Source organism: Massilia sp. LXY-5 (assembly GCF_059801075.1).
Map to the genome: position 1 here is coordinate 67464 of NZ_JBNNEH010000006.1, position 12806 is coordinate 80269.

The window sequence follows — 12806 nt, forward strand, 5'->3', positions numbered from 1 at the left end:
GGCATGAATTTGCGTTACTATTTGGACGAAGGATGTTACGACCGCCGATCAGCGAGCTCGAAAAGCTCTTGTGTTTGAACTGTCGACCCGCGTAGCTCAATGGTCGCTCCGAGCCGGAAAAGCTTACTGTGACGACTTCGGGACCATTAAATTAGGTTACCGGTTTGGAACAAAACTCCTCTATACTGGGAACTTTCGGGAAAAGTTACCCAAGGTCGGCATGCTAGATATTTCTGTCATTCTTAACGTTCATAACGAGGCGCGGTTCATCGCTCGCACCATGAGGTCTCTGAGCGAAGCGGCCGAGTTCGCACATTTCGAAGGGATCAGGACAGAACTTATTGTCGTCCTGGACTGTGCGGACGAGCGAACGCGACAGGCGGTACAGCGTACGAGAGCCACCGGTTTCAATAAGGTGCAAGTTGTCGAGTGCGAGAATCGCTCACTCGGTTTAAGCCGAAATACAGGCTGCGACCTTGCGCATGGCGAGTATCTGTGCCCGCAAGACGCTGACGACCTGGTCTCGTTTAACTACTTTGCAGACATACTCGCGCTCGCGAAGCGTCGGGGGCGCGAAACGATCCTGTTTCCTGAATGGCTAATCGGTTTCGGCGCTAGCAGATGGATGAGTCGCCATGAGAACGCCGCTCGCGGCCAATTCCTCATGGTAGATCAACACGCCTTTAATTCGCGTGCTTTTTTTCATCGGTCGGTGTACGAGAAACAGAGATATGAGCATCCCGACCATACTCGCGGACACGCGTACGAAGACTACCTTTTTAATTCGACCGCGATCGCGAATGGATTCGAATTGGACTACTGTCCCGGCATTGTCCTTTACTACCGCCAGCGTCCGAACAGCATCATGGCCAGCGCCAGGCGGTCTGGCCGCCTGGAGGTCCCTCATAACCCGCTCTTTTCGCCCAAGAAATACATGGCAAGATTTGAAAAAGAGTACGGACAGGTGCGAAGTGGTGCATGGCCGGAACCAGCCCAGTACGACATTGCTGCGGCTTACCGCGCGAATAACGCACTTGCCGTCTTGGCGGTTGCGGCGAACAGGATCGACCCAATAATCGACACGGCTTTGCTTGCAGGCGGTACGGGCTGGGCGCCTACCTGGGCCTCATGTGAGGCCGCCGCAGTTTATTACGAGATGTGTGCAGAAGTTGGAGACCGGACATTTACGGATGTATTCGTTCTGCCTTATCTTCGTCCCGGAGGCGCTGAGCGGTATATCCTGGACGTGATGCGCGGCCTACTGAATACTGGAATTGGAAGAAATGCGCTCGTAATCACTGGAGAGTACGCCGAGGCGCACACATGGCGCCATAAGCTTCCTGCTTATGTCACCTGCGTAGATGTTTATTCTTTGGGCGCGCGACTGAACGATGAACAACGTGAGCGTCTTACGGCACGTTTAATTATGTCTGTCGCTCCCGACGCCCGCATACACGTGAAGACAAGTTTCTTCGGGCACAGGCTGATTAAGTATCATCATCCGCATTTTAGACAACATAAAATCATTTACTACCGTTTTTGTGATGACATGCATTTCGAGGCGGGAACGTTGGCGACTAGTGGCTTCGGCACGGAATTTATCTGTGACCATCTAGACGAGTTCACCAAGCTCGTATCTGACAATGCGGCGACCGTTGCGGACGACGTCAACCGCTTTGACCTCCATCGCGAAAAGTGGGTATGCCTGCCGGCTCTTATCGAGCCGGGCGAGAGAAAGGCACGACCGAGCGGAAGCCCCAATAAGCGGGTGCTTTGGGCGTCGCGGATTGGGCAACAGAAACGCGTGTCGCTGCTCCCGCATCTGGCGTTGGAACTATCGAAGAAAATGCCGGACGTGACCCTCGATGTGTACGGAACATTCGATCATGGGTTTCAGATTGACATGTCGAAATTCAACTATCGGGGCGCTTTCAGCGATATCACCGACATCGCGCTCGATCAATATGATGCGTTTATCTATACGACATGGTATGACGGTCTGCCGAACATCATTCTTGAGGCGATGGCTGCCGGACTGCCCGTGATCGCGCCTGGAATCGGAGGCATCGCGGACGCGATCACGGACGGAGATACGGGCATCTTGTTGGACTTGCCGCTCGACGATGCGCAGGCTGCGTCGCAGTACGTACAGGCGCTCGGGCTGCTCTACGAAGATCCGACTAAATTGGCCTGCTTGTCGGCCAACGCACTGAACTACATTTCGGGGCGCCATGGACGCGCCGGCTATCTTGCAGGAATTAAAAGGATTTTCGGGGATACGAATTATGAAAAGGCTGCTTGACGAAGAGGCTGTCGTGCATATGGATTACACGGCTCGAAAGGTGGCTGAGTTGCGCGCACAGTTGTTGCATTACGCTCGCAAGCTTGACGCAGCTGAGCGCGACAACGATTCGCTGCGACATCAGTTGATCGAATACCAACACGAGGCGCACGCTTGGAGAGAGTTCAGCCGGTCGCGCTCGTACCGGCTGATACGCAGCTACAGAGCTCTATATCGAGTACCTTTATTGCGGCACGGCCTGCGGACTGTGCGTTGGATCGTGCGGCGCCTGCGTCACCCCCGATGACCTTTTTTGCAAAAGCCAGACGGAAGATATGCCCCGCAGCGACGCTGCGAGCCGACGGAACAGAGCGTTCGATAGAGACGCTACGAGGCTGGCGCATTCGCGTTTAGACAGTGTTTTGAGACCGTCAAGGTAGTCCGCCCACGCTAGCATGCGTTCTCGCCGCTTATCGAGCCATTGCGTGCGATTGTAGGCGCGTCCGAGGGAATCGCAGACTTCGTGTGCCAGCTGCATCTTGACTACTTCGGCTGAAAACCTGATTTCTCCACCGCGAGCGCACGCGCGGTTGCGCGCCCGCCGGGAATTCCCAAGCTTGCAACCGGTGCGATCGTGCCGTTTCAGCAAGTCGATTCCTGCATTGCTTAGGTCCCGATGCAACAACGCCAACGCCAGGCACACAGCATGAACCGTGTTGGCGGCTCGGCTCCGGTACGGTGCATCGCTAAGTATAGGGCAGCCTCATGGACTGGTAAGCCTCCAGGTCTCTTTAAAACAGAATGACGCTTCCCATTCCAAAACTTGACACGCTTTGCGACGAATCTCGTCATTTACCCACTGTTTTGGCTAAGAGGGTGTAGACAAAATCAATGCTGGTAAGCGAGTCTATTGAGCAGCATGCGCGCCTCTGCCAACCACACCCAAGCGGCTGACACAGCAAGCATTCGGTCGTGATGCATTACCGTGCGGCGCCAGCGTTCAGTCCACGCGTGGGTCAGTTCAAACCCGGTTAGGCGCCCTATGTAGTAGTTGCGCCACAGCTCCACTAAACCAAGAACTTAAGTGTGGATAAAGAAAAAGCGCGTGTGCCTTCGGCACACGCGCTTCTATCGACAAAAATACGACAAGGCAGGGTTTAGAACGGAATGTCGTCGTCCATGTCCGAGAAGTTTGGTGCCGGACGCTGCGGCTGTGGACGGGCTGCCGGGGCCGGTGGCGCCTGGCGTGGTGCCTGCTGGCGCTGCGGTGGCGCATCGTAGCCGCCGCCGTCGTCCATGCCCATGCCGCCGCTATCGCCGCCCATGCCGGCACGGCCGCCCAGCATCTGCATGTTTTCAGCGACGATGTCGGTTGCGTAGCGCTCGATGCCGTCCTTGTCCGTGTACTTGCGGGTCTGCAGGCGGCCTTCGACGTAGACCGACGATCCCTTTTTGAGGTACTGGCCGACGATCTCGGCCAGGCGGCCGAAGAACGAAATGCGGTGCCATTCGGTCAGCTCTTTCTGCTCGCCGGTGTTGCGGTCCTTCGACTTGAACGAGGTGGCGACCGCGATGTTCGCGATGGCGTCGCCGCTCGGCATGTAGCGGATTTCCGGATCGCGGCCGAGGTTGCCGACGATGATGACCTTGTTGACTGATGCCATGGTGGTACTCCTTCAGGATTTTGTAAGCCCTGGCTCTGCACGTGTCTAAGCGCCAGGGAACTGAGTGATACAGCACGATATTATGGGGCCGAAGTGCCCGCATATAAAGAAGATTTTGTTGGCTTGAGTCAGCATCCGACGCGGCGCAAAAAGTGCCGATCCTTGTCCCGGTACCCCCGCAAATTTATTTTCGGATTCTGAACTATTTGCCATTGAAGCCGGGCGCAAACGGCTCACATACACCGGGAGCGGTATTGTCGATTTCAGTTCGCTTGTGAGAACGGCATATCAAGCTGACAGCGCTGGTACACCAGAGTACTGGATGAATGTACAGCCGCAACAAAAACGCGTTAAACTAGCAGATTCCCCCTCGATTGGCCCGCCCATCGCGACAGTTCGTGCGCGGCCCCGCAAAACTTATTGAAAGCCTGCCAAATTTAATGGAAGAAATTCGTATTCGTGGTGCCCGTACGCACAACCTCAAAAACATCAATCTCGACCTGCCGCGCAACAAGCTGATCGTCATCACCGGCCTGTCGGGTTCGGGTAAATCCTCGCTCGCCTTCGATACCCTGTATGCCGAGGGACAACGCCGCTATGTCGAGTCGCTGTCGGCCTATGCGCGCCAGTTCCTGCAACTGATGGAAAAGCCGGACGTCGACCTGATCGAGGGCCTGTCCCCCGCGATTTCCATCGAGCAGAAGGCAACCTCGCACAACCCGCGCTCGACCGTCGGCACCGTGACCGAAATCCACGACTACCTGCGCCTGCTGTACGCGCGCGTCGGCACGCCCTACTGCCCGGACCACCCGCACGAGCCGCTGGCGGCGCAGACTGTCTCGCAGATGGTCGATTCGGTGCTGGCCATGCCCGAGGGCACCAAGCTGATGATCCTGGCGCCGGTCGTGGCCGGCCGCAAAGGTGAACATTCCGATCTCTTCGCCGGCATGCAGGCGCAGGGTTTTATTCGTTTCCGCATCCAGAGCGGGGTCAATCCGACCCGGATCTACGAGATCGACGAGCTGCCGAAACTCAAAAAGACGGAAAAGCATTCGATCGACGTCGTGATCGACCGCGTGAAAGTGAATCCGGAGATCAAGCAGCGCGTGGCCGAGAGTTTCGAGACCGCGCTGCGCCTGGCCGATGGTCGCGCTGTCGCCTACGAGATGGACACGGAAAAAGAGACCGTGTTCTCGAACAAGTTCGCCTGTAATGTCTGCGGCTATTCGCTGCAGGAACTCGAGCCGCGCCTGTTCTCGTTCAACAACCCGATGGGCGCCTGCTCGCAGTGCGATGGCCTCGGCCACATCGAGTTCTTCGATCCGAAGCGGATCGTCGCCTTCCCGAACCTGTCGCTCGCCTCCGGCGCCGTCAAAGGCTGGGACCGCCGCAACCAGTTCTATTTCACGATGCTGTCGAACCTGGCGTCCCACTACGAATTCGACCTCGACAAACCCTTCGAGCAGTTGCCGAAGAGCGCGCAGGACGCCGTGCTGTTCGGTTCCGGCAAGACGTCGATCCCGTTTACTTATGTGAACGAACGCGGCCGCACCGTGATTCGCGAGCATACCTTCGAGGGCGTGGTGAACAACCTGCAGCGCCGTTATCGCGAGACCGATTCGATGGCGGTGAAGGAAGAGCTGGCCAAATTCATCAACGAGAAGAAATGTCCGTCCTGCGACGGCGCGCGCCTGCGTACCGAAGCGCGTTTCGTGAAAATCGGCCAGGGCGCCCAGCAGCGTGCCATTTACGAGGTGTCCGATAAACCGCTGCGCGACACGCTGGAGTTTTTCGAGACCCTGGAGCTGACGGGCGCCAAGAAGGACATCGCCGAGCGCGTCATCAAGGAAATCACGGCACGCCTGAAATTCCTGAACAACGTCGGCCTCGACTACCTGTCGCTGGACCGGAGCGCCGATACCCTGTCGGGCGGCGAAGCGCAGCGGATTCGTCTCGCTTCGCAGATCGGTTCCGGCCTGACCGGCGTGATGTACGTGCTCGACGAGCCGTCGATCGGCCTGCACCAGCGCGATAACGACCGCCTGATCGCGACCCTGAAGCACCTGCGCGACATCGGCAACAGCGTGCTGGTCGTCGAGCACGACGAGGACGCGATCCGCACCGCCGACTACATCGTCGACATGGGTCCGGGCGCCGGCGTGCACGGCGGCCAGATCATCGCCGAGGGCACGCTAGAGCAGATCATGGCGAACGAGCACTCGGTCACCGCCCAGTACCTCGACGGCCGCCGCAAGATCGTGGTGCCGAAGAAGCGAACGCAGGCCAACCCCGAGCGCCAGCTGGTGATCACGAACGCCACCGGCAATAATCTGAAGGGCGAAACGCTGACGCTGCCGGTCGGCCTGATGACCTGCATTACCGGTGTCTCGGGTTCGGGTAAGTCGACCCTGATCAACGACACGCTGTATCCGGCCCTGTCGCGCCACCTGTACGGTTCGCAGACGGAACCGGCGCCGCACGACGCGATTTTCGGCCTCGAGCATTTCGACAAGGTCATTTCCGTCGACCAGGCGCCGATCGGCCGCACCCCGCGCTCGAACCCGGCGACCTACACCGGCCTGTTCACGCCGATCCGCGATTTGTTCGCGACGGTGCCGACGGCCAAGGAACGCGGCTATTCGGCCGGGCGCTTCTCGTTCAACGTGAAAGGCGGCCGCTGCGAAGCCTGCCAGGGCGATGGCGTGATCAAGGTCGAGATGCACTTCCTGCCGGACGTGTATGTGCCCTGCGACGTCTGCCACGGCAAGCGCTACAACCGCGAAACGCTCGAGGTGCATTACAAGGGTAAAAACATCACCGAAGTGCTGGAGATGACGGTCGAAGATGCGCACGAGTTCTTCAAGCCGGTGCCGGTGATCGCCCGCAAGCTGCAAACCCTGCTCGATGTCGGCCTCGGCTACATCAAGCTGGGGCAGAGCGCGACCACCCTGTCGGGCGGCGAGGCGCAGCGTGTGAAATTGTCGCTGGAACTGTCGAAGCGCGATACCGGGCGGACGCTGTACATCCTGGACGAGCCGACCACCGGTCTGCACTTTGCCGACATCGACCTGCTGCTGAAGGTGATCCATCGCCTGCGCGACCAGGGCAATACGCTCGCCATCATCGAGCACAACCTGGACGTCATCAAGACGGCGGACTGGATCGTCGACCTCGGTCCCGAGGGAGGCGCCGGCGGCGGCAAGATTGTCGCGACCGGTTCGCCGGAAGCGGTGGCGAAAAATCCAAACAGCGTGACGGGCAAGTACCTGGGACCGCTGCTGAAGCAGTAAGCGGGGTCGAAGTAAAAAAAGCAGAGCCGCGGCTCTGCTTTTTTTTCGTGCCAGACGGCGCACCGCCTACGCCTGCGCTGCCTGTGCGCGCAAGGCGGCCATCGCCTGGCGCATGAAGGCCCGCATCGGCGCATCGACCCAGCCGCCATTCGTCAGCGCTGGCTCGTTCTCGAGCGCCTGGCGCAGCTTCATCTGCGTGGCCGGGTTGTCGCCCGCATACGAACGGAACAGGTCGAACCAGTGCTGGGCAAGCGGCCGCACCTCGGGCGCGTCCGGTGCGTGGCCCGCGTCCATCGCGCTGCGCACCTGTGCCACCAGTCCCGGCCACTCGGCGCTGCGCTTGCCGATGTTGGCGCGCAAATACGCGTATTCGTCGTCGTCGAGGTAACGGCGGTAGATCGCGCATTTTGCCTCGTAGGCCGCGGCGATCACGAAGCCCATCAGCGCCGGCGTGATGCCGGTCTGGTCCTGCACCGAAGGCTCGCGTTCGTGCATCGCATTCAGTTTGGCGAACAACACCGGGTTGTTGCCGGTGTCGCGCACGATCTTCGTCATCCATTCCTGCGCCAATGCCTGCGCTTGCGGATCGGTCGGCGCGGCGCCGGCATCCAACAGCGCCTGCACGGCGGCCACCAAGGCTGCCCATTCCTGCGAGCGCGCCGCCGAATCCGTGTACAGCGGCAGTTGCTTCAATTCGTCCTGCGAAAAATACTTGTCGTACATGCTCATGTGCTCCAGTGTGGTCAGCCAGTCGGCCAGGTCCGGCTCCTGCCCAGCGATCAACTGCTGCCGCAGGCGAGACAGGCGGATGCGCAGGGCATCGGCTTCGTCGATCTGCTGGGTCAGCATGGCGATCTGCTGCGTCACGACGTCGACGAGCGGCAGGTCCGGCCTGGTGAGATAGGTTCCGATGTCGGCCAGCGACAACCCGAAACGGCGCAAGGCGAGGATGCGGTGCAGCCTGGCGATGTCCGCGCCGTTGTACAGCCGGTAGCCGGCATCGGAACGCGCCGAAGGCGTCAGCAGGCCGATCGCGTCGTAATGGTGCAGCGTGCGTACCGTCAGCGCGGTGCGTTTCGCCAACTCTCCAATTTTCAGCAGCATCGGTCTTCCTTTCTTCAACGTGGACCCAGCTTGCGGCCTGACGCTACGTGAGGGTCAAGCACTCCGTAAAACAGTGAATATTAATACCTCGCTGGGTTGCCGAAGGCTGTCATGGCGACGTGATCGAAGCGGCGCGCCCCTGGTGTTCCGAACGCGTGTTCATGAACTCCCTCTACTCGGCCGTGTACAGCGGCTGGTGCATGCGCACCGGCCGCACATCTAACCGGATCCGGTAGATCGACCACGCATCCTCGCGGTTGGTGGCGTATTCGCGCGTATCGGGCATGCGTGTAAAAGTGAATTCGAAGCCGCGTTCCGGCGCACGGCTGGCCGGTCCTTCGAAGGCCAGGCCGACGGCGCGCTGCAGGTCGCTGTCGACCAGTTTGACCAGCAGGTCGAGAACCGCCGTATTGCCCAGGATGTCGGTATAAAACAGGGCGTCGCGGTGCTCCGCCCCCGTCTTCTCGACCGGCTCCTTGCCTGGCCCGGGAATAAACCCGCGCTGCGCGAGGCTGAAGCGGTCGCCGTTGTCCAGGTAGCTGATGCGCGCATTCGATAGGTTGAAATGCGCCCTCGCCTTGTCCGTGACCGCCTCGCCCAGGTCGAGCACGATCGCGCCGGTGCGGCCGATCACGCTCACCTCGCGCGTGGGCGCCACCACCATGGCGGTGTCCTCGTCGATCCCGAGTCCAAGCGTATAGCCCTTCTTCAGCATCGCCGGCAGCATGCGCGCGAAGCGTCCGCGCGCCAGCAGGTGCTGGTCGACGAAGACATCGTCGCCAATGAACCCCAGGCCGGGCGCGATATCCTTGCCGTCCACCAGGCCGTGCTTGAGCAGCGGCAGCACGTCCGGTGGCGGATCGTAGAACATGGTGCTGCTCATGACGGCGGCGCCGGCGCTGGTGCCGGCGATGACGCCGCCGCGCCGGTACAGCGTCCACAGCGCATCGAGCACCGCGCTGTTGCTGCCGTCGGGGCGGCGCAGCGCGCCGGTAATGCGGGCCTGGTCGCCGCCGGTGAAGAACACGCCGCCGGCCGTGCGTACGGCTTGCGCCAGCGCCGGGTCGTCGGCCGCCTTGCGCACATCGCTGCCCGCCAGGCGCGGTGCCAGCGGCACGACGAAGGCCTGGGCGCCATGGCGGTTCAGGTTATTCGCCGCCATGCCGCCCTCCCGTTCGGGATTCTCCGCGGCCGTCGGCAGCACCGCAATGCGCGCCCCCTTGCCGCCGGCCAGTGCCACGATCTTTTCCCACACGGCGGCGTTCTCGGCGCGCAGGCCGCCGCCGATGATCACCAGCGACCCTTTCGGAGGATCGCCGGCCTCGGCCGCGGCCGGCGCCAGGGTCACAGCCAGCGCCAGCGCGCCAATTACCTCCTTCAGCATGGCTTACCTGAACGAATAGTTGACGCTGACGAAGCCGCTGCGGCCGCGCGGATCGGTGTAGCTGGGGTCGTACCCGGCCAGGAAGAAATACGCCTGGTTCGAGAACGGCGGATCCTTGTCGAGCAGGTTGAGCAGGCCGGCGCGCAATTTGAGTTGCTTGCTGATGGCCCAGCTGCCGGTCAGGTCCCACAGCGAATACGACTTCACCTTGTTGGGCGCCAGCAGCGCGTCCGTAAACGGGTCGTAGGTCGTGTTCTGGTCGGTGTAGCTGGAGGAGTACTGGTTGGCCAGGGTCAGGCTGACCGGGCCCTTGTCCCATTCAAAGTTGATGCGATGGCGCCATTTCTGGATCGCCTGGTCGTTCAGGAACACGCCCAGGTTGCTGCGGTAGGGTTCAGCCGGTCCGAACTGGCGGTCGTAGCGCAGGATCCGGGTGCCCGACAGGTTGACGCCGAAGCGCCCCCAATCCCCGCGCTCGCTGCGCCAGTCCGCCGCCAGGTCGATGCCCGAGGTCTTCAGGCGGCCCTGGTTTTCCTTCATCAGGAGGATGTTCGAAATGAAACCGTCCTCGTCGCGCTCGATGTACTTGCCGTTGTAGGCGGCCGGATTCTCGATGATGACCTGCTCGCCCAGTGTGCTGATGACATCGCGCTTCTCGATGTTCCAGTAGTCGACCGAGAAGCTGGTGCGCTTGTTCAGCTCGACCACGGTACCGAGCGTGAACTGGCGCGACTTCTCCGGTTTCAGGTCGGGATTCGAGCGGCGTTCGACGTTCCACTGGTCGGTGCACAGGTCGATGCTGCCTTCCTGGGCCACGCACTGGGGGTCGGTCAGGATGCCGGCCGAGGTGCCGAAGATGGTCGGGCGCTTCAGGTCCGACAGCGAGGGGGCGCGGAAACCGGTACCGGCCGAGGCGCGCAGCAGCAGGGCCGCGTTCGGCTGCCAGCGCAGGCCGAGCTTCGGGTTGGTCGTGCTGCCGACTTCGCTGTAGCGGTCGTAGCGCAGCGCGAACTGCATCTCCAGTTCCTTGGTGAACGGGGCATTCAGTTCGGTGAAGACCGATGCCACCCTGCGGGTGTTGTCCGCCGTCTCGACTTCGAGCAACTCGCCGGCCGGCACGGTACTGTCGCGGTCGCCGGCAATGTTGTTCGAGACGAGCAGGCTTGAGGGCGTGAAGACCTGGTGCTCGCGCCGGAATTCGCCGCCGACGGCCAGCGCCAGGTCGCCACCGCCGAGCGTCGCCAGCGCGCGCGACATCTTGCCGTCGATCGAGGTGGCGATGCCCTTCGCCTTGCGCGCCTCGTCGCTGATCTTGGTGCTGTTGATCAGGTCGAGGCCGGCCTGGGACGAGGGTGCGAACGGATTGATGGTGCCGTCGCGCACGCCCGCTTCGAACCGGTCGTACAGCACATAGCCGTTTACGTACTTGTCGACCGCCCGGTTCTCGGCGCGCGCCAGGGCCAGGTCATAGTCCCAGCCGGCGAGAAGGCCGCTGGCGCCCAGCACCAGGCGCTGGCCCCTACTGTTCACCTCGTTGCTGCGATTGCCCGCTTCCTGCATCCGGTAGCGGATGCCGCTGAAGGTCGTCGGCAGGTCGGGACCCGAGAGCGCGTTACGGTAGGCCGCGGGGAGGATGCTCACCGGCAGGTTGCGGATGCGCACCGGATTGGGCGACAGCACATAGGTCGATTTCGCTTCGGTCTGCACCAGTTCGGCGAACAGCTGGTTGTTGTCGTCCAGCTGGTAAGTGGCGCGGCCGATGAAGCCGATCTTGCGCGAATCCGGGTAGATCTCCGTGTCTTCCATGTAGTCGTAGCTGCAGCCGGCCACGCCGCCTGGACCTTGTGCGGCGTAGACGGTGGCGGGCGGATTGCAAGCGGGCGCACTCGGGTTGACCCGGCTCGACCTGCTGCCGGCCGGCAGCAATCCGGCGCCGACCAGGGCGGCCCGTTGCGCAGCCGAGATGTCCACGTTCGCGGGGAAGGTATTGCTCGACATCTGGGCCGGCAAGGTGGTCGCCAGCGCGCGCTCGGCGATGAAGCTGCGCTGGCGCGAGCCCAGGCGGTCGAGCTGCTGGACGTCGAGTACGCCGAACACGTTGAAGCGGTCGGTCGCGAGATCGCCGGCGCCGGCGCTGAGGCTGGCGGTGCGCTTGCCGGCGCCGCCGTGCTGGGTACCGGCAACCGAGGCCGCCAGGTCGATCCCGGTATAGTCCTTGCGTGTAATGAAATTGATCACGCCGCCGATGGCGTCGGTGCCGTAGATCGCCGAGGCGCCGTCCTTCAGCACCTCGACGCGCTGGATCGCGCCGGCCGGAATGTTGTTCAGGTCGACGCCGGCGTTGTCGCCCGGAGAGGCGAAATTGGCCAGGCGGCGGCCGTTCAGCAGCACCAGCGTGGACGACACGCCCAGGCCGCGCATGTTGGCGCCGTTCAGGCCGCGCTGGCCCGAGGTGCTGTCCGAGATGCTCGGCCCGTCCGTCAGCGGTGCCGTATTGGCGCTGATGTTGCGCACCAGTTCGGCGGCGGTGGTGACGCCCATCTTGTCGATGGCCTCGCGCGAAATCACTTCCACCGGCAGCGCCGCCTCGTCGTCGAGGCGTTTGATCGACGAGCCGGTGATCAGGACGCGCTGGATCTTCGGCGCTTCGATGTTCGACTGGTCTTGCGAAGTTGGCTGTGTCTGCGGCTGCGCACTTGCCTGGTGCGCCATCAGGCTCAGTGCGGCAAGGACGCTCGCGGCCAGGATGGTCGGCCGCAAGGTATTCGACATCTGCTTACTCATGCAATGCTCCCTTTGATGATGGCTCAGGACTGCTGGACGGAGGTGTCACATCGGCGTATGGGATTGCTTTTGTTTCCTTGATGGCATGCAAATGTTTTACTATTTCCAAATGTAATGCACGTCCTGTCGCAAGCTCAACATGTATTTGAAAACAGGCTGTCGTTTATTCGCCTCGCGTAAAAACGTAGGCCGGCGCCCAACAGATGGGGCGAACGGGAGGCGCATAAAAAAAAGGGCAGAGCCACACGGCCCTGCCCTTTTTTACGCGCAGCCGTTTTATAAAACGGCCGCCCTCCTCA

6 protein-coding genes and 1 pseudogene are annotated in these 12806 nt (G+C 61.4%); 2 read left to right on the forward strand and 5 right to left on the reverse strand.

Features of this window, described 5'->3' with window-relative positions; translation table 11 throughout:
* The first annotated feature begins 70 nt into the window (after positions 1–70).
* Positions 71–2302: a glycosyltransferase gene (locus ACI48I_RS18785; protein WP_498575080.1), complete on the forward strand. Its 2232-nt coding sequence runs from the start codon at positions 71–73 to the stop codon at positions 2300–2302.
* Positions 2303–3169: 867 nt separating this feature from the next.
* On the opposite strand, the pseudogene ACI48I_RS18790 reads toward ACI48I_RS18785, so the two are convergent.
* Positions 3170–3304: pseudogene (locus tag ACI48I_RS18790) on the reverse strand (IS5/IS1182 family transposase); the annotation flags it as partial.
* A gap of 134 nt (positions 3305–3438) precedes the next feature.
* Positions 3439–3945, reverse strand: coding sequence for a single-stranded DNA-binding protein (ssb, locus tag ACI48I_RS18795; protein WP_193687634.1), 507 nt, complete (start codon positions 3943–3945; stop codon positions 3439–3441).
* Positions 3946–4385: 440 nt separating this feature from the next.
* Here ssb and uvrA point away from each other — a divergent pair, with 440 nt between their 5' ends.
* A complete protein-coding gene (gene uvrA / locus ACI48I_RS18800) occupies positions 4386–7235 on the forward strand; it encodes an excinuclease ABC subunit UvrA (RefSeq protein ID WP_498575081.1) in 2850 nt (949 codons plus the stop codon).
* Positions 7236–7301: 66 nt separating this feature from the next.
* On the opposite strand, the gene ACI48I_RS18805 is transcribed toward uvrA, so the two are convergent.
* From ACI48I_RS18805 to ACI48I_RS18815, 3 genes are all read right to left on the reverse strand, one after another.
* Positions 7302–8339 (reverse strand): MerR family transcriptional regulator, encoded by a 1038-nt coding sequence (locus ACI48I_RS18805; protein ID WP_193687636.1) that lies wholly within the window; start codon positions 8337–8339, stop codon positions 7302–7304.
* 172 nt (positions 8340–8511) lie between these two features.
* Positions 8512–9723 carry a cyanophycinase gene (locus ACI48I_RS18810; RefSeq protein ID WP_498575082.1) on the reverse strand — a complete coding sequence of 404 codons (1212 nt, stop codon included), beginning with the start codon at positions 9721–9723 and terminating at the stop codon, positions 8512–8514.
* Between the two features lie 3 nt (positions 9724–9726).
* On the reverse strand, positions 9727–12507 hold the full coding sequence (locus ACI48I_RS18815; protein ID WP_498575083.1) for a TonB-dependent receptor: 2781 nt from the start codon (positions 12505–12507) through the stop codon (positions 9727–9729).
* Positions 12508–12806 lie beyond the last annotated feature (299 nt).